This window comes from Desulfosoma sp., assembly GCF_052743555.1.
In genome coordinates this window covers 36,015-58,302 of sequence record NZ_JBRAHS010000003.1, presented here as the reverse complement: position 1 = coordinate 58,302, position 22,288 = coordinate 36,015, and the positions used below count along the sequence as shown (strand labels likewise).

The 22,288-nt window shown below is 57.8% G+C and carries 22 protein-coding genes; 17 read left to right on the top strand and 5 right to left on the bottom strand.

Annotated features, from left to right (window positions below):
• The 13 genes from ACUVSA_RS02765 to ACUVSA_RS02705 all read left to right on the top strand — a co-directional run bounded on the left by ACUVSA_RS02765 (window position 1) and on the right by ACUVSA_RS02705 (window position 14,811).
• Window positions 1-726 carry an ABC transporter ATP-binding protein gene (locus ACUVSA_RS02765; RefSeq protein ID WP_445893701.1) on the top strand — a complete coding sequence of 242 codons (726 nt, stop codon included), beginning with the start codon at window positions 1-3 and terminating at the stop codon, window positions 724-726.
• A 23-nt stretch (window positions 727-749) separates the two neighbouring features.
• Window positions 750-2,039, top strand: a complete 1,290-nt coding sequence (locus ACUVSA_RS02760) for a phenylacetate--CoA ligase family protein (RefSeq protein WP_445893700.1) — start codon at window positions 750-752, stop codon at window positions 2,037-2,039.
• 14 nt (window positions 2,040-2,053) lie between these two features.
• Complete coding sequence (locus tag ACUVSA_RS02755) at window positions 2,054-3,352, top strand: phenylacetate--CoA ligase family protein (protein ID WP_445893699.1); 1,299 nt, start codon at window positions 2,054-2,056, stop codon at window positions 3,350-3,352.
• 132 nt (window positions 3,353-3,484) lie between these two features.
• Window positions 3,485-4,672, top strand: coding sequence for an ABC transporter substrate-binding protein (locus ACUVSA_RS02750; protein ID WP_445893698.1), 1,188 nt, complete (start codon window positions 3,485-3,487; stop codon window positions 4,670-4,672).
• Window positions 4,669-5,739, top strand: a complete 1,071-nt coding sequence (locus ACUVSA_RS02745) for a glycosyltransferase (RefSeq protein ID WP_445893697.1) — start codon at window positions 4,669-4,671, stop codon at window positions 5,737-5,739. Before ACUVSA_RS02750 ends, ACUVSA_RS02745 begins: the two co-directional genes overlap by 4 nt.
• Complete coding sequence (locus ACUVSA_RS02740; RefSeq protein ID WP_445893696.1) at window positions 5,736-6,791, top strand: glycosyltransferase family 9 protein; 1,056 nt, start codon at window positions 5,736-5,738, stop codon at window positions 6,789-6,791. The genes ACUVSA_RS02745 and ACUVSA_RS02740 overlap by 4 nt, the downstream gene beginning before the upstream one ends.
• 80 nt (window positions 6,792-6,871) lie before the next feature.
• Complete coding sequence (locus ACUVSA_RS02735; protein ID WP_445893695.1) at window positions 6,872-7,972, top strand: glycosyltransferase family 4 protein; 1,101 nt, start codon at window positions 6,872-6,874, stop codon at window positions 7,970-7,972.
• Window positions 7,969-9,195 carry a glycosyltransferase gene (locus ACUVSA_RS02730; RefSeq protein ID WP_445893694.1) on the top strand — a complete coding sequence of 409 codons (1,227 nt, stop codon included), beginning with the start codon at window positions 7,969-7,971 and terminating at the stop codon, window positions 9,193-9,195. The genes ACUVSA_RS02735 and ACUVSA_RS02730 overlap by 4 nt, the downstream gene beginning before the upstream one ends.
• A 26-nt stretch (window positions 9,196-9,221) precedes the next feature.
• Complete coding sequence (locus tag ACUVSA_RS02725; RefSeq protein WP_445893693.1) at window positions 9,222-10,556, top strand: O-antigen ligase family protein; 1,335 nt, start codon at window positions 9,222-9,224, stop codon at window positions 10,554-10,556.
• Window positions 10,553-11,740, top strand: coding sequence for a glycosyltransferase (locus ACUVSA_RS02720; RefSeq protein WP_445893692.1), 1,188 nt, complete (start codon window positions 10,553-10,555; stop codon window positions 11,738-11,740). The genes ACUVSA_RS02725 and ACUVSA_RS02720 overlap by 4 nt, the downstream gene beginning before the upstream one ends.
• The gene (locus tag ACUVSA_RS02715) at window positions 11,737-12,876 is read left to right on the top strand and encodes a glycosyltransferase (RefSeq protein WP_445893691.1); all 1,140 of its coding nucleotides are present in this window, start codon (window positions 11,737-11,739) and stop codon (window positions 12,874-12,876) included. Before ACUVSA_RS02720 ends, ACUVSA_RS02715 begins: the two co-directional genes overlap by 4 nt.
• Window positions 12,877-12,887: 11 nt before the next feature.
• A complete protein-coding gene (locus tag ACUVSA_RS02710) occupies window positions 12,888-14,000 on the top strand; it encodes a glycosyltransferase (protein ID WP_445893690.1) in 1,113 nt (370 codons plus the stop codon).
• Window positions 14,001-14,151: 151 nt separating this feature from the next.
• Window positions 14,152-14,811: a sulfotransferase family 2 domain-containing protein gene (locus ACUVSA_RS02705; protein ID WP_445892217.1), complete on the top strand. Its 660-nt coding sequence runs from the start codon at window positions 14,152-14,154 to the stop codon at window positions 14,809-14,811.
• Between the two features lie 222 nt (window positions 14,812-15,033).
• Here the strand turns inward: ACUVSA_RS02705 and ACUVSA_RS02700 are convergent, their stop codons facing one another.
• A complete protein-coding gene (locus ACUVSA_RS02700) occupies window positions 15,034-16,176 on the bottom strand; it encodes a class II fructose-bisphosphate aldolase (protein WP_445893689.1) in 1,143 nt (380 codons plus the stop codon).
• 103 nt (window positions 16,177-16,279) lie between these two features.
• On the opposite strand from ACUVSA_RS02700, the gene ACUVSA_RS02695 reads away from it, so the two are divergent.
• The 3 genes from ACUVSA_RS02695 (at window position 16,280) to ACUVSA_RS02685 (ending at window position 18,442) form a co-directional block, all read left to right on the top strand.
• Window positions 16,280-17,002, top strand: a complete 723-nt coding sequence (locus ACUVSA_RS02695) for a 5-formyltetrahydrofolate cyclo-ligase (protein ID WP_445893688.1) — start codon at window positions 16,280-16,282, stop codon at window positions 17,000-17,002.
• A gap of 86 nt (window positions 17,003-17,088) precedes the next feature.
• Entirely contained in the window at window positions 17,089-18,111 is a 1,023-nt protein-coding gene (locus ACUVSA_RS02690) for a L,D-transpeptidase family protein (protein ID WP_445893687.1), read from the top strand.
• A gap of 70 nt (window positions 18,112-18,181) precedes the next feature.
• On the top strand, window positions 18,182-18,442 hold the full coding sequence (locus tag ACUVSA_RS02685; protein WP_445893686.1) for a hypothetical protein: 261 nt from the start codon (window positions 18,182-18,184) through the stop codon (window positions 18,440-18,442).
• A 61-nt stretch (window positions 18,443-18,503) separates the two neighbouring features.
• On the opposite strand, the gene mlaD is transcribed toward ACUVSA_RS02685, so the two are convergent.
• From mlaD to ACUVSA_RS02665, 4 genes are all read right to left on the bottom strand, one after another.
• Complete coding sequence (mlaD, locus tag ACUVSA_RS02680) at window positions 18,504-18,962, bottom strand: outer membrane lipid asymmetry maintenance protein MlaD (protein WP_445892208.1); 459 nt, start codon at window positions 18,960-18,962, stop codon at window positions 18,504-18,506.
• A gap of 444 nt (window positions 18,963-19,406) precedes the next feature.
• Window positions 19,407-20,201 (bottom strand): MlaE family ABC transporter permease, encoded by a 795-nt coding sequence (locus ACUVSA_RS02675; protein ID WP_445893685.1) that lies wholly within the window; start codon window positions 20,199-20,201, stop codon window positions 19,407-19,409.
• Between the two features lie 33 nt (window positions 20,202-20,234).
• Window positions 20,235-21,074 carry an ABC transporter ATP-binding protein gene (locus ACUVSA_RS02670; protein WP_445893684.1) on the bottom strand — a complete coding sequence of 280 codons (840 nt, stop codon included), beginning with the start codon at window positions 21,072-21,074 and terminating at the stop codon, window positions 20,235-20,237.
• Window positions 21,064-21,405 carry an STAS domain-containing protein gene (locus ACUVSA_RS02665; protein ID WP_445892205.1) on the bottom strand — a complete coding sequence of 114 codons (342 nt, stop codon included), beginning with the start codon at window positions 21,403-21,405 and terminating at the stop codon, window positions 21,064-21,066. Before ACUVSA_RS02665 ends, ACUVSA_RS02670 begins: the two co-directional genes overlap by 11 nt.
• Before the next feature lie 295 nt (window positions 21,406-21,700).
• On the opposite strand from ACUVSA_RS02665, the gene ACUVSA_RS02660 reads away from it, so the two are divergent.
• Window positions 21,701-22,225, top strand: a complete 525-nt coding sequence (locus tag ACUVSA_RS02660; protein ID WP_445892204.1) for a nitroreductase family protein — start codon at window positions 21,701-21,703, stop codon at window positions 22,223-22,225.
• Window positions 22,226-22,288: the final 63 nt, after the last annotated feature.

Sequence of the window (22,288 nt, the reverse complement as noted above, 5' to 3'; positions counted from 1 at the left end):
ATGCTGACAGTGGTCCAGGTTTCCGCTCACTACGGTCCTTTGCCGGTGCTAAGGCGCGTCAGCTTGCACATGGACGCGGGGGAAATGGTCTGTTTGCTGGGGGCCAACGGAGCGGGAAAGAGCACCCTGTTGAAGGTCATCAGCGGTGTGCTTCGACCCAGTGAAGGCGCAGTGTTCTTTGACGGCAAGCCGATCCATGGGGTGGCTCCGGAGCAGATTGTGCGCTGCGGTCTGGTGCATGTCCCGGAAGCTCGACAACTCTTTCCCAATCTCACGGTTTTGGAAAATCTGGAACTGGGCGGCTACATTCACGGCTCGAAAAGCATCGCGCACGATCTGCCCAAAATGTTTGATCTCTTTCCCATATTGGCCCAACGCCGGTTCCAAAAGGCAGGCTCCCTCAGCGGCGGCGAACAACAGATGCTTTCCATGGCACGGGCCCTCATGGCCCGTCCCAAGCTCCTGATGCTGGACGAACCGTCCCTTGGACTTGCCCCTTTGATCGTTGAAGAAATATATGCCACATTGCACAGGTTGCATGAGGCCGGCACCACGGTTTTGCTGGTGGAGCAAAACGCCATGCAGGCCCTGGAGGTCTGCCAGAGGGGTTATGTGATGGAAACGGGGCGCATTCTTTTGGAGGGGACGGCGGAAGAGCTTCGAGAACACGAGGAAGTGCGGCGGGCGTATTTAGGGCGGGATTACCAGTATAAGTGGGAGAGGTAAGATTGAGAGGGCACGGGCAGGCCATGGAGCAGGGCGATTGGAACAGGGAAAAACGGCACCAGGTGCAGCGGGAACGGTTGCAGATGACCCTGAACCGCGCCTACTTTCACGTGGACTTTTACCGGGCCCGCATGGACGCTTTGGGTCTTGTTCCCGAAGATGTGACAACCGATGACGCCTTTCAAAGCCTTCCGTTTACCACCAGCGAGGACTTGGCAGACCACTACCCTTACGGCCTCTTTGCCGTGCCTTTGAGAGATGTGGTGCGGTTGAAAATCGCCACGAGTCGAGACGGGCGTCCCATCGTCGTCGGATTCACCCGCCGAGACGCGGCCCTTTGGCAGTCCCTGATGGTTCGGCTGTTTGCCGGCTTGGGGATTCATGAACGGGACATTGTGCAAGTAGCGTTCAACTATAGCCTGTTTCCCGGCGCCATGACCTTTAACCAGGCCGCTGAAGCTCTGGGCGCCACCGTCGCGCCTTCGGCCACCGTGTCCGCCCGGTTGCAGTTGCAAATCATGCGCGATTTTCGCTCCACGGTGCTGGCCACTACACCGTCCTTTGCCCTGCATCTTTTGGACACGTTGCGTGAAGAGCACAGCCAGGGCCGTGAATCCCACGATCTTTCCCTGAAACTTATGGTGCTGGGACCAGACGCCGTGCCTGAAATTTTGCGGCAACGGCTTCGAAGCCAACTGGGCCTCCCCGTCTACAACATCTACGGTGTCTCGGAAATGGTGGAACCGGGCCTTGCCGGAGAATGTCCCGCCCAACGAGGATTGCACGTGGCGGAAGAACACTTTTTGGTGGAAGTGGTGCATCCCGTCACGGGTGCGCCCGTGCCGCCGGGCGCCGAAGGGGAATTGGTCATCACCACCCTGTCTGCGGAAGCTTACCCGCTCCTTCGCTATCGCACGGGAGACGTGGTGACCCTGGACCCGTCACCGTGCCCTTGCGGTCAGGACACCGTGCGCCTCTCGTCCGTGCTTCGCCGCACGGATCATCGCGTGAGTGTTCGCGGCATTCCCGTCAGCCCTCACCGAGTGGAACGCCTTGTGCGCGACACGGAGCCGGATATCCAGGATTTTCGCCTGGTGGTGTGGACTCGGTTCGGTTTGGGGGACAGTCTGGAAGTATGGACGGTGTTCAAAGTCTTCTCCAACGAAAGCAAGGCTGCGCGGTTGGAACGGCTCCGCAGCCGCCTTCGAAGGGAGCTGGGCCTGGGAGTCCGCGTTGTGGACGTTGCCCCTGAAAGGCTCCCTCAGGAAGGATTGACATACAAGACCGTTTTTAGAGAAAAAATAGAGCCATGAAAGGAGCTCGTTCCATGACCGTGAGTTTTATGCCGGTGCGTTCCAGCCTGGAAGACTTGGAAAAGCTGCAGCTTCAAGGGTTGCAGTGGACCGTGCAGCATGCGTACCACCATTCGGCCTTCTATCGGCAACGGCTGGACGCCGCCAAGGTAACGCCCGATCAAATACGCTCCTTGGACGATCTGCGGCGCCTGCCATTCACCACGGCCGATGATCTGCAAGCGGGTTACCCGTTTCCGTTGCGGGCGGTGCCCTTTGAAAAGATCGTGCGCATCCACGCTTCCTCGGGGACCACAGGCAAACGCAAGGTGCTGTCCTATACGCAAAAAGACATCGACGATTGGGCCACCATGTTTGCCCGCTGTTTTGAAATGGCCGGCTTGACACGTCAAGATCGGGTGCAGATCGCCGTGGGCTATGGGCTTTGGACTGCAGGTGTGGGTTTTCAGTTGGGTTGTGAACGGTTTGGTGCCATGGCCGTCCCGGTAGGCCCGGCCAACACGGAAATCCACTGCCAAATGCTTGTGGATCTTCAGTCCACCGTCTTTTGCGCCACCGCGTCCATGGCCCTTCTCATGGCCGAAGAGATCGAACGCCGCGGGCTTCGAGACCAGATCGCCCTTAAGAAGATCATTTTCGGCGCCGAACGCCACAGCTCCAGCATGCGCCGACGCATTCAGGCCATCACGGGCGTGGAACACATGTTTGATATTCCCGGCCTGACAGAACTCTACGGCCCGGGCACAGGCCTGGAATGCACCGCGCATCAAGGCATTCACTATTGGGCCGACTATTACATTTTGGAAATTCTCGATCCGGAAACCCTGGAGCCGGTGGCTCCGGGAGCATTGGGTGAGATGGTGGTCACGACACTGCGCAAGGAAGCCGCCCCCTTGATTCGCTATCGCACGCGGGATCTCACGCGGCTCATTCCGGAACCGTGCCCGTGCGGCAACCCATTGCCGCGCCATGACCATATTCTGGGCCGCTCCGACGACATGTTCACCTTTCGCGCCGTGAACATCTACCCCGGACAGATTGACCATGTGCTGTCCCAAATCCCGGGAGTGGGCAGTGAATACCAAGTGCACCTGCACCGTCGGGAAGACGGCCGAGACCAGATGAACCTCAAGGTGGAGCGGGCCGCGGGAAGACCCGCAAAGCAAGATGCGGCGCTCAAGGAACTGATTGCTTCCGAAATCCGCCGGCACATCCTGGTGCGATGCATCGTGGACGTGGTGGACTACGGCTCTTTGCCGCGAACGGATCGAAAAAGTAAACGTGTCTTTGACCATCGCATTGCGGAAGACTGAACCAGGAAGTCGGCCGCCACGGTCGGTGCTCAGAAAGGATGGTGATTTGGGGCCGCTGTGCACGCGGCGCATGGTGCTATGAGCCCTTGGTAGTGCCATCCATCATACCGCCTACGCCACAAGGAGGTTGCCATGAAACAGCAGACAAAATTGCGCAGTCCCCTCAGCGCGGCGGCGTCCGTTTTGGTCGCACTCCTTTTGGGATTTTCACCCGCCTCATCAGCGGATCCCATCAAGATCGGAGCCTTTTTTGACCTCTCGGGCCCGGCGTCCTCCATCGGCACCCCCACCAAGCTTGTAGCTGAAATGGTGGTCGACAAGATCAACAAGGAAGGCGGAATCAACGGGCGACCTTTGGAATTGGTCATCGGCGATACGGAAGGGGATCCCACCAGAGCCCTTCTGGTGGCCAAGCGGCTCGTGGAAAAGGACCAGGTGACGGCCCTCATCGGTCCGACCCGCACGGGAACCGGTATGGCCGTCAAAGCCTACACCGAAAAGGAACAGATTCCCGTGATCATGACCATTGGAGGCGATCCGGTGATTGCCGGCGGCAAATACGGCCCCTTCACCTGGACCTTCAAGACCCCTCAACGCACCTCCACGGCCGTCACCAAGGTCTATGCCTTTCTCAAAGCCAGAGGCTGGACCAAAGTGGCCCTCATCACCGCCACAGACGGGTTTGGCAAGGACGGTCTGGAATGGCTCATCCGACTGGCACCGGAACACCACATACAGATTGTGGCCAATGAAGCCTTTGATGTGAATGATGCGGACATGACCACTCAGCTCGTCAAAATCAAGGCCAGCGCAGCGGATGCGATCATCTGCTGGACCATCGGGCCGGCTGGAGCCCGCGTGGCCAAGAACGTCAAACAGCTGGGGATTTCCATCCCCCTGTTTCAATGTCACGGCCAACCCGATCCCAAGTATGTGGAACTGGCCGGATCGGCCGCCGAAGGCACCTACATGCCTTCGACGAAACTCATGGTGGCGGGGCAGCTTCCCGACGCCGATCCCCAAAAAGCGGTCATTCAGGAATTTATCAGCTTGTACAAGGACGTGTACCATTACGATCGCCAATACCCCATCAACACGCACAGCGGCTATGCTTGGGACGCCATCATGATTCTGGCTAACGCCATGCGCCAGGCAGGCACGGACCGCACGGCACTGCGCGCGGCCATTGAGCAAACTCGAGGCTATGTAGGGATCAGCGGCATCTTTAACCTCAGTGCCCAAGACCACAACGGTTTGGACGTGGATTCCCTGGTGATCGTTCAAGTGGTCAACGGAGGGTGGAAACTGGTCAGTCCATGACCCTTTCGTCCTTACACATTCTCGGAAGTCCAGGGCTGGGGGGCGCAGAACGGTTTTTCATTCGGTTGGTGAACGCTTTAGCGGCACGGCACGAAAAAACGGCCGTGGTGGTGCGCCCCAAAAGTCCGGTGCCTCGATTCTTGCATCCTTCGGTTTCGCTCCATTACGTGGCCATGCGCAATGGATGGGATCTGTTTTCGGCCCTGAAGCTTCGAGCTTTGATCGGCCGCAGCGCCTACGCCGTGGTGCAAACCTATATGGGCCGCGCCACACGCCTCACTCGAATGCCTCGGTCTTGCTCCTCCGTGCACGTCGCCCGCTTGGGAGGCTACTACAAGATTCCGGGCTACTACACGCATGCTCATGCTTGGGTGGGTAATACCAAAGGCATTTGCGACTACCTGGTGCGCCAAGGGCTCCCATCCCATCGGGTTTTCCACATACCGAATTTTGTTCCCTTACCCACGCCGCTTCCTGCCGAAGACCTGGCGCAGTTGCGCCTTCAGTGGCACATCCCCAAAGAAGCTCAAATCGTGTTTTCTCTGGGACGTTTTGTGGCCAAGAAAGGATTCGACGATCTTCTGTCCGCTTTTTCCGTGCTGTGCCAAAACCATTCCGCACGGCCCACGGTGTTGGTCATCGCCGGAGACGGTCCGGAAAAAGAAGCCCTGCAGAAACACAGTGACGTCCTGGGACTGGGTGCTCGCGTTCGCTGGATCGGTTGGCACGATGAACCGTCGCCTTTTTTTCAAATGAGCGACGTTTTCGTGTGCCCATCGCGTCACGAACCCCTGGGCAACGTAATTCTGGAAGCCTGGAGCCACGGTGTGCCGGTGGTGTCCACAAGAACGCTGGGGGCAGTAGAGCTCGTCACGGAAAACCACAACGGCCTTCTGGCACCCGTCGCCGACCCTCTAGCCCTCGCGCAAGCTCTCCTTCAGGTGCTGAAAGACCCCGTCCTGCAAAAGGATCTTGGCAAAAACGGGCAAAGGACGGTGCAGGAGTTGTATTGCCAAGAGCGTATCGTGGGACAATACCAGGAACTCTATGAAAGGCTTGTCCGGTGAGGTCCTCGGTGTCGCAGGCGTCTCCTCGTTTTCTCATCATTCGGCCGAGCGCCATCGGCGATGTGGTCATGGCCTTACCCATGGCCGCGGCCATCAAGAAGGCGTGCACGGGCGCCTTTGTGGCATGGATCGTGGAACCGTCCATGGCGGATTTTTTACAAGCCCAGCCGCACGTGGACCACGTTTTGGTCTGGCCCAAATCCTGGTGGAAAGAGCTCTTGAAATCGCACCGTCTGGCGGCTCTGGTTCGGGAAGTTTTCCAGTTTCACCGAAGGCTCAAAGACCTGAAATTCGACAAGGCCTTGGATGCGCAGGGACTGTTGAGAAGCCGGTTCCTTGCCGCCCTCAGTGGCGCACCGCAACGCATCGGCTTTGACTCCAAGGAACCTGGCCGCTTTCTCATGACCGAAATCCTTTCCAAAGGACCCCGCACACGCACCATCGCCACAGAATACGAACACATGATGCGAAGCCTTGGATTCCTGCAGAACGGATTTTCCTTAGGCATTTTCATTCCGGAAAAAGATACCCTCGAAGCAATACACCTTGTGTCCCAAACCGTGGGCACGCAACCCTATGCGGTTTTTGCCCCATTTACCACACGGCCTCAAAAGCACTGGATTTTTGAACGCTGGGTAAACCTGGCCCACAGAATTTTTCACGAATTCGGCCTACGCGCTGTGCTTTTGGGGGGGGCGCACGATGCCAGGGCAGGGCAGGAGCTGGCGCAGCGCTGTGCGCCCGCGGTGAATCTTGCCGGAAAGACATCCCTTTTGGAAAGCGCGGCCGTCATCCAAGGGGCGCGTCTGGTGATTGGTGTGGACACAGGGCTCACCCACATGGCCGTCGCCCTCAAAAAACCCACCATCGCCCTTTTTGGCGCCACATGCCCGTACATTCACACACGCACCCGCCACGCCGTGGTAATCTACAAATCCATGCCCTGTTCCCCATGCCGCCGCCGCCCCACCTGCGGCCATGCGTATCCATGCATGGCGGCCATTCATGAAGACGATATCATGAACAGGGCGCGCCGGCTTCTGGACGCCTGAGAAGACAGGGTACATGCCAACGCGTTGTACTGACTTCATCTTTAACGATGAACCCTGACCGAAGGAAATCGTCATCTGCCATGGCCTTTAAGTCATTGCGCGTGCTGCACGTGGAAACAGGGCGCCATCTGTATGGTGGAGCCTATCAGGTTTTGTTGCTCCTTCGAGGACTGGCCTCTCTAGGCGTGGAAAACATTTTGTGCGCTCCGCCGGAGAGTGCCATTGCCCGCGCCGCCGACCCTTATGCCACCGTGGTTCCCTTGAAAATCACCGGAGAATTGGATCCACGGCTGCCGTGGATTTTGTGGACGGCCATGGACCGCTGGAGGCCACACCTTGTGCACGCCCACAGCCGGCGAGGGGCCGATTGGTGGGCTGGATTGGTGGCTTGGCGTCGCCGCATTCCATCGGTGGTCACGCGCCGCGTGGACAATCCGGAAAACGCCGCCCTGGCCCGCTTGAAATACGGCTTTTTTGGGCGCATCATCGCTATTTCCGAAGCCATTGCTCGGATTCTTCGCGCCCAGAGAGTGAGGGCGGAAAAGATCCGCATTGTCAAGAGCTGCATTGAACCGGAAAGGTTTGGCAACCCGTACCCTCGAGAAAAGGTGCTTCGAGACTTCGGCCTTTCCCAAAACAGTACCCTGATCGGCACTGTGGCCCAACTCATTGCCCGCAAAGGGCATGCGCGACTGATTGATGTGGCCCCCGACGTCACGGGACGATATCCTGCGGCGCATTTTTGCTTCTTCGGCCAGGGACCTTTGATGAAAGCCCTGCGCCGACGCGTTCAGTTCAGGAAAGTTTTTGAGCACGTGCATTTTTTGGGTTTTCGTGAGGACATGGATCGCATTTTTCCCTGCCTGGATCTTTTGGTCCATCCAGCCACCATGGAAGGTCTGGGTGTGTGCCTTTTGGAGGCGGCCGCCGCCGGCGTGCCCATCGTGGCTGGTCGAGCCGGCGGCATTCCCGAAATCGTGCATCACGGCATCAATGGCCTTTTGATCGACCCTGCAAACGAAAGGGAACTCCTTTCGGCCATCCTCCGGATGCTTCAGTCCCCGGAAGAAGCTCGGCGCATGGGCACGGCCGGGCGGCATCTGGTGGAAGCCAAGTTTTCACTTCAAGCCATGGTGCAGGGCAATGTCGCCGTTTACCGAGAAATCCTTGAGGCTTCATGAGGATGGCCCCCAACCGCAAGTCCACGGAGAACCCTCCCAGCATGGTGTACCTGTCCAGAGCGCGCCTGCATCGGGGTCGAGCCAATGTCATTCAGACCGTAAAAACGGTGGAGGGCCTCGTTCGCATCGGTGTCCGCGTGGCCTTGCACCTGCCGCCATGGAAAGGAAAACTTCACCTTAAAGACATTCTGGCGCATCTCGGTGTGACGCGGTCTCTGGACATTCAAGCCCATATCGGCCTGCGGTCCCTGTGGAAGCCCTTCGGCTTTGCTCCTTTTTTCTGGAGGCATGGAAAGACGCTGCGGCAGTCCCGTGCGGTCTATACGCGATCGGCTGATCTCAGCCTGGCGCTCATCCACCACGGCATTCCCCACAGCTTTGAAGTGCATGACATGGATGCCTTAGGCCGCCACGGCATTCTGGACCGGCTTGTGGCCGCCCATGCCAAGGGCTTTGTTCGCCATTTTTTTCCCATCAGTCATGCCGCGGCGCGCCGCCTTGTGGACCGCGGCGTGCCATCGGCATGCGTTCATGTCTGTCCGTGCGGCGCGGATCTCTCCCTGTTTGAAAACATCGCGCCATGGAACCCTTCCGGTGTGCAACACCCTCATGTCATGTATCTCGGGCGCATCAGCCGAGACCGGGGCCTCGGCATTCTGGAAAACCTCGCGGTGCAGGCCGGTTGTCGCGTGACTGTGGTCGGCATTCTGGAAGACCGCCCACGCACGGATCGCCTTCAAGTCGTGCCCTTTGTGCCGCACCACAAGGTTCCCCTCTATCTGGAACAAGCGGATATCCTGGCAATGCCCTATCAAAGGTCCCTCGCCCATGCGGGATCCATCAGCCCCATGAAGCTCTTTGAAGCCATGGCGGCGGGAAGGCCCATCCTCGTCAGCGACCTGGAACCCATTCAAGAAATCATTCAGCACGGAAAAAACGGCCTTTGTGTTCCGCCCGACGATGAAAGGGCGTGGATCGACAGCGTACGGTTTCTTCAGCAACATCCTCACGAAGCGCAGCGCATGGCCACCCAAGCCAAAAAAGACGCCGCTCGGTTCAGCTGGGAAAACCGCGCGCGCCTTCTTCAGCAGGTGCTCTTGAACGAAAACGAGGAAAGCCTGTGGCGCCCCGATCTGAAAATCGGCTATAGTGCCTTGCCCAATATGCTCCATCGGCTGAGAAAAGGTCCCAAGCACTGGAGGCAAAAGCGGGAACGCACGTGAGTGACCACGGTGTGGAAAAACGATCCATGCATACGACGAGGCTGTCAAGGTTACGCCATTCTGATGCGTTGGACAAAGCCGCCGCCGCGGCCCTTTACTTCTTCGCCTTTACGGCGTTGCTAAGCACCGCAGCAGCCACGGTGGCCTTGTGGATCCTGGTGACACTTTACCTTGTCAAAGCGCCTTCCAACGGCTTTCATCGAGCGCGGTGGCTTTTTCTTCCATGGGCTTCGCTTCTGGGCTACATGGTGTGCCGAACCGCCGTAGCGGCATGGCAGAGACCGGAATGGGCCGCCTATCATGCGGACGGTTTCTGGGGATGGGCCAGGCTGTTGCTCTTTCCCGTGGTGGCCTGGTGGTGCCGATGGGATGAGCTGGTGTGCCGCCGTTTGTTGGGCGTCGCCTTGGCGGGGTTGGTTCTGGGAATGCTGCGAGCGATGGACCTGCAGACCTTGGAAAGCGCCTACCAGGGCATGCGCACGGGTTTTCACCTGCGCATCGTGGCTTTTGGACTGTACGCAGGAACCTTTCTCTGGGCGGTCGTGTGTTTTGCGCCGTCTTTTTTTCAAGCGCACCGTTTCCGATGGCTTTGGATCGCCCTCTGGGCCGCACTCCTTCTGGCGCTCGGCCAATCCCTTTTTTTTACCCAGTCGCGGGGCGTCTTTTTGGCTCTGGGAGCCACCGCGCTCATGCTGACGGCGGTCATGTTCCTGACCAAAACCGCGGATGCCTCACAGAGGCCGTCCAAATCTCTCAAAAGAAGCATCCTCATTTTTTGGGTGTTCCTTGCCATCATCACGGTCGTGAATTGGCCCTTGTTAGAAAAAAGGTGGAAAGAGGAAAAGGACACCTTCCTGCAATTGCATTCCTTTGATTTTTCTCAGCCGGCCCATGATTCCACGGGCTACCGCGCCCACCTCTATCGATTCGCGTGGGAAGGCATTCGCGCAAGACCTTTATGGGGCGGCGGGCCGGCCATATCCAAGCGGTTCATTCAGGAAAGCGGGCGAGAGACCCTCAAAGCTCCCAACTGGAAAGGGGAAATGCAGTGGTGGGATCACCTGCACAGCACCCACTTGGAAGTTCTTTTTCATTACGGCATTGTCGGCGGCCTCCTATGGCTCTGGATGTACGGATCCCTGTTCTTGGGCGTGCGGCGCACGTGGAAGCAAGGGGGGTTGAGCACGCCTCTGGGGCTCTTTTCATCGGCTGCACTCATCTACCTCTTTCTGTGGGCCTTGTTTGACTTTCGCAGTCTGCATCCCGATTGGCGTTTCTTTTGGAACTTTCTCGCCGGCGTCATCGCGGCCAAACCCCTGTGGATGCACCTGTACGACGATGGGAAGGAATCGGGCCCATGAGTCGGAACCCTTCTTGCCGGCCTTGCCGCATTGGAATAGTGACCTTTTCGGCTGGAGACGGCGGCAACGACAAGATGTTGGTGCATCTGGCTCGAGGCTTGAGTGAACAGGGCTGCGCTGTGGATTTCATCACACGCACGAAGACGGCTCCCTATTTGGACCGGCTTCCTTTTTCAGTCCGGCGCATCGCTATCGATGAAAGTTCGCGGAAAGATCGAACGATGAGCCTTGCCCGCTATGTGGCCGAGAACGCACCGGACGTCATGCTTTCCGGAAAACGAAGCGACCTGGAAGTGTTGAAAGCCGTGCGCCTGGCCAGCACGAACACTCGAGTCTTCTTTCGGGTCGGAACAACCCTTTCGGCCCGCTACGACCACCGCTCCAAACTCGTAGGCTGGTGGCGTCTGCGGCCCCTTCGCCGCCTCTTTCCTCAGGCAGACGGCATCCTTGCCGTCTCGCGAGGTGTCGCCCAAGATATTTGCCGCCTTCTCAAGGTCCCTGCCGAAAAAATCCATGTGGTGCCCAATCCCGTGGTGACACAGGACATGCTGTCGAAAACACCGCCACGGCCGTCACATCCTTTTTACACCGGGTCTCCAGACATCCCCATTGTGGTGGGCATGGGAGGACTGCGCAAAGCCAAGGATTTTCCCACACTGCTTCGCGCCTTTGCCATCGTGGTGCACAAAAGACCAGCTCGGCTTCTCATTCTCGGCCAGGGGCACCTTAAGGAAAAATTGATGACACTCAGCCGATCCCTGAACACTGCCCCATGGACGGATTTCCCGGGCTTCGTGGAAAACCCATACGGCTATCTCGCCCACGCCCATCTTTTTGTCCTCTCGTCCTTGTGGGAAGGTTCACCCAATGTGCTGACAGAAGCCTTGGCCATGGGCACCCCCGTGGTGGCCACGGACTGCCCCAGCGGCCCGCGCGAGATTTTGCAAGACGGCCGCTACGGCTGCCTTGTGCCCTGCGGCGACCCGCACGCCATGGCCCAGGCCATGCTGGAGGTTTTGGAGAATCCACCACCGCCGTCTTTTCTCAAAGAAGCCGTCGCCCGCTATACCCTCGCAGCCAGCACCCACGAACATCTTCGGGCCTTCGGGCTGCTGCCACAAGAGCCATGGGAGACGCCGTGGGCGCCGCAGGACGGCTTTGGCAAAGAGGAGCGAAGCCCGTGAACGAAACCACCCGTTCCCCATGGCGGCTCGCCCTCTTTTTGGCCACGTCAGGCCACAGCGGTGTGGACCGCATTATGAAAAACTTTATCGCTGCATTGGCTAAACGGCCTGTCCGCGTGGATCTTCTGCATGTACACGGCCATGGACCATACCTCGACCGTGTCCCTACAAGGGTTCGGGTCGTTTCGCTGGGAACCCGCCATGTTCAGTCCAGTCTTTTTAAGCTGGCCCATTATTTGCGCACTGAACGCCCCGATGCCCTTTTGTGCGACAAGGACCGCGTGAACCGAACGGCGCTCATGGCCGCAGCCATGGCTGGTTACCAAGGACGGGTCGTTGTGCGCTTGGGCACCACGGTGTCCAAAAATCTTGAAAACCGCGGCCTGGTGCATCGCACGATGCAGTATTGGAGTATTCGACACCTCTACGCCAGAGCGCACGCCGTGGCGGTGCCTTCTCACGGGGCGGCCGAAGACCTGCACACCATCGCCTCTTTTCCGCCGGGCTTTGTTCGCGTGCTGCCTTCACCGGTGGTTTCCGACATCATTCACACCCTGGGGCGTGAGCCCATTCATCATCCGTGGTTTGCTCCCGATGCGCCTCCGGTGATCCTCGGCGCGGGAGAATTGTGCGAACGCAAAGACTTTGCCACGCTAGTGCGCGCCTTTGCGGCTCTCAGCCATCATACGGAATGCCGATTGGTGATTCTGGGCAAAGGCAAGAAGCGCCAGGCCCTGGAAAAGCTCGCCCACGAGTTGGGCATCGCCGATCGCGTGTGGTTTCCTGGCTTTGTGCACAATCCTTACGCGTATATGGCGAAGTCGCGCCTTTTCGTGCTCTCCTCCACCTGTGAAGGCCTTCCCGTAGTGCTCATGGAAGCCATGGCCTTGGGCATCCCCGTGGTTTCCACCGACTGTCCCAGCGGTCCGCGGGAAATTCTGCATCATGGACGCTACGGCCCTTTGGTTCCCGTCAAATCCTGGAATCAATTGGCCGAGGCCATGGCCCGCGTGCTGGCTGAGCCGCCTGAGAAAGAAGAGCTCATGACTGCTGTGTCCCGTTATCATGTTCCGTCTGCCACCGATGCCTATTTGCAGCTCCTTGGGTATGGCGCTTCCCTTTCGAGCACATCGTAAGGAAAAAGTTCATGCTCATGAAACCTCCTCTGGCGCTTTTTTTGAATTTTTCCGGCCAAGGCGGCGTGGAGCGCATGATGCTTCATCTGGCAAAAGGATTGCAGCCACTGTACGGCTCCGTGGAGATTGTGGCCGTCAAGACCCGAAGCCGATACCTTCAAAACGACGCCTTGTCGGTCCCATTGCAGTCTCTGGGGGTGAAGCATACGCTTCAAAGCCTTCCTCGACTGGCGCTTTACCTCAGAAAGACGCGCCCGGCCGCCCTTCTTGCCGCCAAGGACCGGGCAAACCAAGTGGCCGTCCTGGCTCGGGCCCTGGCTCGAACGCCTACCCGCGTGGTCTTGCGCCTGGGAACGACCATCTCTGCAGCCACGGCACACAAACCTCGATGGCACAAGGCGGCGTGGGCTCTGCCCATTCGGTATCTTTACCCCAAAGCCGATGCCGTCGTCGCCGTTTCCAAAGGGGTGGCCCGGGACCTTCAAGAGCTCGTGGGCCGCCCTCTAGATTCCGTGGTCGTTATTCCCAATCCAGTGATCACGCCAGACCTGATCCTGCAGGCGCAGCAGCCGCTCGGACATCCCTGGGTTGACGATGGGAACACGCCCTTGCTGATCGGCATGGGCCGGCTGACCACCCAAAAGGATTTTCCCACGCTGCTGCGTGCCTTTCAGAGGGTTCGCACTGTAAGGCCGTGCCGACTCATCCTTCTTGGGGAGGGATCCCAACGCCGAAGCCTTGAAGCTTTGGCTCGGCACCTGGGCATCGCTCAAGACGTCTTTCTGGCGGGGTTCGTTCCCAATCCGTATCCGTACCTCAAGAGGGCTGCTGTCTTTGTGTTGTCGTCCATTTGGGAAGGATCCCCCAACGCCTTGACCGAAGCTCTGGCCCTGGGCACACCCGTGGTGGCCACTGATTGTCCCAGCGGCCCGCGGGAAATCCTGCAGGACGGGGCCGTGGCTCCGCTGGTGCCCATGCGGGATCCCGAGGCCATGGCCCACGCCATTCTTGACGTGCTGGACCATCCCCCCGATAAAGGGCGCCTGCGGCAGGCTGCGGCGCCTTATACCGTGGAAAACAGTGCCCGCATGTATCTGAAGGTGCTTTTGGGAGAAGACCCATGATGCCAAGGCAAACCACAGCCTACAGAGGACATTTTTGAACGAGCTCCTCGGGCCGTTTGGCACAAGGGGTTTAAAAGGCGTGTCAACCTGGCCGGACGGAGACAAGGCCGGCCATGAAAACACCGGATCGCAAGGGGGTGCGAAAAAACCTGTGCTGCTTTCGCCGAGATACAAATTTCTCTTTGTGCACATTCCCAAGACGGGCGGCACCAGCATCCGTGTGGCCCTGAGGTCCTACAAGTGGCGGGACCCCTACCGCATTCCACTGTTTTTTTGCAGCCGCCTGAGCGCCCTTTTTGGACATCGGCTGGCCTGCAAACTGCCCCGACATGCCAAGGTGATCGCCGCCAAGGAGATGTTGCCTCGGGATTTTTTCAACAATCTTTTCAAATTCGCTTTCGTTCGCAACCCATGGGATCTGCAGGTCAGCTCCTTCCACCACATTCGCCGCGAACGCCCGCACCTGATCAAAGGCCTGGAGACTTTTGAAGACTTTCTCAAGCACAAACTCGATCCGCAACGCCCCTACGTGTTTCACCTGGATGTCTCCATCGAGCGCCAAACGGATTACCTGGTGGACCTGGACGGAAGCCTTCTCGTGAATTTCGTGGGACGCTATGAAAGGCTGGCGGAGGATTTCGCCGAAGTCTGCCAAAGAATAGGCATTCGGCCTGCGGCGCTTCCCCACAAAAGAAAGGCCGTGAACCGAAAGGACTACCGAGCCTATTACACGGACGAGACGGCCGAATTGGTGGCTCGGCATTTTCAAAAGGACATTGAAATGTTCGGTTACCGATTTGACGAGGGGTGACACACTTGCGGCATCAGGTTGTTCAAGTGAAAGACAAAACAACGGGGCGCATTCACGGCTTCGTCCATGGCTTGAGAAGCCGCACTCCGGATGCCAAGCGGCCCTTCGACGGCATGCAGGTGATACAAACGCTGGAAAGACATTGTCAAACAGGCCGCCGAGGGCCTCTTTGAAAACGCCCTATCACTCAAGCCGAGGGCGGCCTGTTTGAAAAAGGCGCTGCTAAGACCCCATGGCCTCCAGTTCCTGCCACACCGCCTCGGCCAGGCCAGTGGAGTGCGTGGCTTCAAAGAGCCGTACAGCTTCCTCATAGGCGTGGGCTGTGATGCGTTCCTTGTATTCCGGACCAATGGCATTGAGTTTGGCAGCAAAGACCTTGTTGGCATTCTTGATGTTTCCACCAATGTTGCCCGTTTCGACGGCCCAAGCCCACATTTCTTGCCACAGAGCATCGGGAATGCCGCGATAGGGTCGTTTCACGTATCCTTTTTCCAGCGTCGTGATGGCATTGCCGTTTTGGTTCATGGCAAAACCAAAGGCGATGTTTTGCCAGAGCGTGCCCACATTGCCTTTGCGGATGCCATAATTGATAAAGGACGTGATCTTTTCCAGGGACGTGCCCGTGATGCCATGCTGGGCGATATCCACGTTCCAGGGTTGGATGGCTTTCCAGATTTCCAGGGTAAGGTCCAGCTGAATCCCTTCCTGGGCCGTGCCGAAGTAGGTGCCGTGAATGGAGCCGTTGTTGATGGCCAGAAGATCGGGATGCACGCCGTTTTTCACCAGATTGCTGATGAACCACTCGGCTTCATCGGGCCGCGTAAAACCCTCGGCGCTGCCGCTTTTGGCCCCGATCTCTCCCAATTCCACCTCCAGGCTCAGCCCCGCCTCGATGATGGGTCGAGCCAGTTCGGTGGTGGCCTCCAGGTTCTTTTCGTTTTCCATATGCGAGGCATCGATGGCAAAGGAGGTGTACCCCGCTTCCATCTCGGCGGCAATGAGGGCGCGCACCGAATCCTTGTCCTCCATTTTCTTAACCGTGATATGGTCCCCGTGAATGGCGAACGGCACCTGAGTGTTCCCCAGCCTTTCGTTTTCTTTGACGATGAAGTCCACGAAGGAGGCGGGCGTGAACTCGGTGTAGGTCAGTTCCGATTTGGCGATTTCGTACATCACCGGTGCTTGGGTGGCCATGGAAGCTCGAACGATCCCCTCCACCGGCAGACGACAACGAATGTTGGTGGCCATGATCATGCCCTTGTGCTTTTTCGCGGCACGGATCAGCGCTTTGCCGTTGACGAGAGGCACGATGGACTGGGGAAATCTCTTCTTGACGTTTTCAGGGCGGTAATCTTTCCATGCCATAGTGACTGCTCCTTTTCCCGTAAGTTGTCCAAAAAAGTTACTTCCTCTATAGAGAATCCCTAAGGGAAGCGCAAGTTTTGTCGAAAGGAGGCTTCAAGGCCACATGGAGGGGCATCGGATCTTCGCTCTCAAGAACGCCCTTCGCGAACAACTGACGTCCGCAACTGAGGCCACGGCTTTCGACGCCCTTTTGCTTGCCAGTGCCGGCAAGATCGCCGAACGGTTGCGCCGACTGTTGGTGTACCGAAACGCCTCCAGTGTCCTTGTCCCCCCCACGGCTCTTTTTCGGCAAACGGGGGTCAATGTCCTTCTGGATGGAAAGAACCTGGTCTTTTCTTCCCCCCAGATGCACCAAGGCTTTTACCTTGTGAACCCACAAAGGATTCCTCGCCCTCAAAGAGCTGCGGCCGCATCGTTTCGATCCCCCAATCCCTGGGCCCGCCGCATCGTCCACCGCGGGGGAGAAAAGGTGCGTGTGGATCTGTTGCTTATGCCCTGCCTGTCGGCCTCTCGAGACGGCGGGCGCCTGGGAGACGGATCGGGCCTGATGGATTTGCAGGTGGCGTGCCTTGGCGCCCTGGGATGGCTGCATCCACGCACGGCCGTGGTGGGAATCGTGCCAGAGGCGAACCTTCTGGACACCATTCCCATGAAATCTACCGATGTGTTTCTGCACTGGATCATCACGGAACACAGAACCTTGCAGACCACCTGGCACGACCCGGTGCAGGTGCCTATTGTATGGGAGCTGCTGGACAAGAAAACGCTTCGGCGAATCGATGTTCTTTTTTTCCTGAAAGGACAAAAAATCTCGTCCTCCACTTGAAGATTGCTTCAACTTCGTCTATGGGAGCGGATCGGTGGGTTCGTGAGAATCAAGGCGCCTTACCCAAGAGAGGTCTTTGTGGCACTATGCGTTTTCTGACATTGCGTCGAGTCTTCAAAAAACTTCAAGAGACCTGTAGAATTTTAGCCGGCATTTTCCTTCTGGTGTCCGTCTTTCCGGTAACATGCCGTGCGGACCAATCCAATTACACGGCCCAGGTGGTCAAATACCCGTATGATCTCGATTCGGAAACCGTCGTCGGCCGACCCCGCCTACACCAAGTCAAACAGGGAGAAACCCTTTTGGATATCGCCCGGCTCCACGGGTTGGGCTACAACGAAATGGCTCTGCTTTACCCCCGCATGGACCCTTGGCTGCCTCCAAAACAAAAGAGCCTCATCGTCCCCACGTTATGGGTGCTTCCGCCCACACGACTCGAGGAACTGGTGATCAATATTCCGGAACTCCGCCTCTATTTTTTTGACAAAAAATCCAAGACCGTACAAACCTACCCCATTGGCATCGGCGACGAAGGCTGGGAAACACCCATCAAAGCCGGGTACATTGCTGAGAAGAGACCCAACCCTGCCTGGTACATCCCGGAATCGCTTCAAGCCAAGTACGGCATGAAGGTGATGCCGCCGGGTCCCGAAAATCCCTTAGGTGAATACGTGATGAAGCTGTCCATCGGACCGTATGGTATTCATGGAACCCACATGCCGTGGGGTGTGGGGCGACTGGTCAGCCATGGGTGCATTCGGTGCTATCCGGAACACATTCGCATCCTTTACCCTCAGGTGGCGGTGGGCACGCGCCTGGAAATCATCTATGAACCCCTCAAGCTAGGGGTGAAAAACGGCCGCGTCTATGTGGAAGCTCACCCCGACGTTTACCGCAAGATCGATGACTACACACGCTATGCCATGGAAAAGCTGGATAAATCCCCATGGGCTTTCCGAGTGGACCGCAAGCGGTTCGCCCTCGCCGTACAGCTGCAAAACGGTGTGCCCACAGACGTGAGCACCTTGGGCGATCCTTCCTCCACGACCTTGGCCGAGGAGACAAGACGCCTTAAATCTACTCTTGATTTTCGCGGGAACGCTTTCTAAAATCCTTTCTTGGATCATGTGGGGAGTTGGTTTCTGGGTTCTTTAACGCACTTCAAGGGAGGAAAGAGTCATGAAAAGGGTACTGGCGGTAGTCTTCGTCCTCGCACTGTGCACATCAGTTCTGGGCGGCTGTGCCAGCCAAAGCGCCATCAAGCAGCTGCAGACGCAACAGGACCAGATGATGCAAAGGCTGAATGCTCTGGAAAAGGCGCAGGCGGGCAACGTTCAGGCCTGTGAAAACGCAGCTCGTCGCGCCGAAGCGGCCGCCGATCGCGCGGAAAAAATGGCCAACAAAGCCGAATCGATTTTCATGAAGCACATGAAAAAGTAAGACATTCTCAGAGTTGATTTGCTTTATGGAAAAAGCCGGCCTTGGAAGGCTGGCTTTTTCCTTACTGTTTTTTCTCCATGGTTCCAAAAACGAATTTCCCAACCAACTCCTCCACATCCAAGGGCGGCTGCGTTTCTCGAATCCATCCGTTCGGAGGAATCCGTTCTTCGGAAGCCCCGGCGCTCACGGCAATGTACTTATCCCCGATAATTCCCATGGTCTTGATACTGGCGATCACATCCTCTTCCAACGGCACCCCTTCATAGATGCGCAGCGTCACCACGGCGGCCCCTTCTTGCAGTTGAATATCCTCAACGCGCCCGATTTCCACGCCAGCCATGGTCACCGCCGCCTTTTTTTTCAACCCGGACACATTGGAAAACCGGGCGTACACCATATAGTCGCTTCCTCCCCACAGCCTAACGTCCCCGAGATTGAACGACAAATAGGCGACACACAACAAACCAATGAGCAGAAAAAGTCCGACGCCTGTCTCCACGGTCCACGATTCGCGATTCATCGGCACCCCTCTTCTTTCCATCAGACCGTGCCGCCCATGCAGCCACGGCTTCTCTTTTTTCGTCCACTAACTTGGCAGCATGATCACAAAGGCCTCCCTCATGTGAAGGCAAGCCTCAACAGCCGCCGATTGAAGTTCGTCCTCGTATTGAAGAAGCTCATCTTGAAAGCTCTCCGATCAAGGTTTTTCTTAGCTTTGGTTCAGGGCCGCGTCGCCGCGGTCCGAGCATTCCCGGATGCGCAGGAGCACGTCCCTCCAATGCCATGGGTCCGTTCATTAGATTCACTCGAAGGGAGCACGTCCATGCACTCCGCTTCTTTCGAACGAACGGGATCTTACGCTCCGCGCGTCGGCGGTCAGCTCTAGAGTCGCCCCTCAAGAAAGCGTGGGCGCGAAAATTCTGGTTCCGGACACAAGTCCCCCACAGCCCTCTCGAACCGCCTTCTACAGCAACAAGGATGTGGCCACGTAATCGCTGACAAGAATGGCCACGGATGAGAGCACCACGGCGTCCGTGGTGGCTCGGCTCACATCTTCAGGCCCAAAGCGCCCTTCGTCCACTCCGGCGTAATATCCCTTGTAGGTGCAGATCCACAGGAAAAGCAGCGCAAAAAGAAAAGACTTGACAAGGCCCATGGACACATCGACCCATTCCACGGACTTTTGCATGCCATCCACATAGGCCCCCGGATTCACCCCCAGCAAGGACACCCCCACCAGGTATCCTCCGATAATGCCCACCACATCAAAAAAGGCGGTGAGCAGGGGCAGAGCGATCAGCGAAGCCACAAGGCGCGGCGACACCAAGTAGGCATGCGAATCAATAGCCATGCATTCCAACGCGTCGATCTGTTCCTCAATGCGCATGATGCCGATTTCTGCGCATATGGCCGATCCGGCCCGTCCGGTGACCATGAGGGCGGAAAGGACCGGCCCCAGTTCCCGAATGAGACTCAGGGCCACGGCGGCCCCCAAAAGCCCTTCGGAACCGAATTTGGACAGTGTATAGTAGCCCTGCAGACCCAGCACCATGCCGGTAAAGGCGGCCGTAAATCCGATGACGAAAAAGGACTTGGTGCCGATGAAGTACACATGACGAACGATACTGTGGAACTTCTTGGGAGGGCGAAAGATGCCCCGCACCGTGTCATAAAGAAAAATGCCGGCGCGGCCCGTCCCCCGCACATGGTTCAGGCCCCATCGGCCCAATTGATTCAAGAAATGCACGACCTGAGACACGTTGCGCTCCTCTGGAACACACAGGAGTCTTGCTTAAACGGGTGGCGCCCCCCGCTTTGTCGATCCTATGGCCGCCAGCCGTTTTTCGTACCGTTCCTGATCCACGGTCCGCACATCGGCGCGCCGCTCCAGGAACTGCCGCACTCGAATGTCCTCGCTGGAATGTACGGCTTTAGGAGTCCCCGCGGCGAGAATCCTTCCGGCGTCCATCACCACGATCTGGTCGGCGATTCGAAAAGCACTCTCCAGTTCATGGGTCACCACCACCAGGGTCATGCCCATAGCGTGCTTGAGCTCCACCAAGAGCTCATCCAGGCCTGCCGCCGTGATGGGATCCAGACCCGATGATGGTTCGTCCACGAAAAGAATTTCCGGGTCCATGACCATGGCTCGGGCCAGCCCCGCACGCTTGCGCATGCCCCCGCTTAGTTGGGACGGCATGAAGTCCGCAAACTCGGTCAATCCCACTTGGTGCAGCTTGATGTCTGTAATGATGCGAATGGTGCTTTCGGCAAGCCGGGTATGCACCCGCAGGGGAACGGCCAGATTATCGCGCACCGAAAGGGAACTGAACAAAGCACCGCCCTGAAAAAGAACCCCAATCCGCTTTCGGTACGCCCTCCACTGCTCCGCGCGGAAAAGACCCACATCCGAGCCTTCCACGAAAATAGACCCCGGGGCGGTGGGTTTGAGACCGATAAGGTGGCGCAGGAGCGTGCTTTTGCCGCAACCGCTCACGCCCATGATGACCGTGACCTTGCCCGCGGGAATGTCGAAACGGATCTCATGGAGAATCTTTCGGCCGCCGTAGTGGCTGCAAAGGTTTTTAACCTGAATGATGGGGGCCGCAAGACCCCTGTCCTCATGTGCCATTCTTGTGCCCTGAGGTCCTTGAGTTCGGGATCGCCAAGAGGTTGTTCAATCGAGCGAGGCCAATGAGGCGCTGCACGGAGTCCGTCAACGTGTCCAGACGGAGTTCGCCGTCATGGCGAGCCATGGCGTTGCGCAGTTCCACAAGGAGCGCCAATCCGGCCGTGTCCATGCGATCCACGGAAGACAAATTCACCAAAAGGCGCTTTGGACGTCTGCGCAGCACCCCACGAAAGAATTGATGACGCAACGCTGGCACCGTCTCTCGATCCACCCGCCCCTCGAGAAAAACCCGCACCGTTCCATCCTGTTCCCACGTCACGGAAAACGCCACCGTGTGCTCCTTGCTGCCGATGCTCTCCAGCCCCGTGGACCATGCACCGTTTAAGGTTGCCGTGGCACGGCCGTCGCGTCCTGGCTAAAAAGCGCCTTCACGGCGCAAAAGTCTTCGCCGATCGCATCCCTTGTTCAAGATCCGTTGCGACACGGACGCTGCACGGGCATGGAAGAGAGCTCTGAGCTTTCCTTGACCCTTGCCGTCGGGTGCGCATATATTGGTGCGTTATTCTGGAAAAGGCAAGCCATTCAGCCCGCATGCCGCCAAGTCTCAGGGTTAACGAGGAGTCTTTATGGAAACGAGCGCTTCTCTTCCCGATGTTTTGACGGCCATTTACGAAAGGCGCAGTGTGCGCCATTTCAGTGACGCTCCGGTGGATCGAAAGACTGTGATGGAACTTCTGCGGGCCGCGTCCTGGGCCCCTTCGGGCTTGAACAATCAACCATGGCGTTTCGCTCTGGTGTGGAATTCGACCCTTAAAGAAAGCCTGGCCGCACTCACCCGCTACAGCGCCACGCTCAAGGCGGCGGCGGTTCTGGTGCCCGTGTTTCTCGATAAGGAAGGATCCTACGATGACGTCAAAGATTGCCAGGCTGTGGGCGCGGCCATTCAGAATTTTTTGTTGGCAGCCCATGGGCTCGGTCTTGGAGCGGTTTGGATTGGAGAAATCTTGAAAAACAAGGACGCGGTTCGAGACCGATTGGGCCTTCCTGATCGGCTGGAACTCATGGCCGTGATCGCCCTGGGCTACCCGGCGCATCGCCAACAAAAGTCCCACCGCCGACCGGTGGAAGAACTCATCGTGTTCGAATACTGAACCGCACCGCCAAGGGCCGGGCTGTGGCGTCTCGGAGCGTGTCTAAATACACCTTTTGGAGGA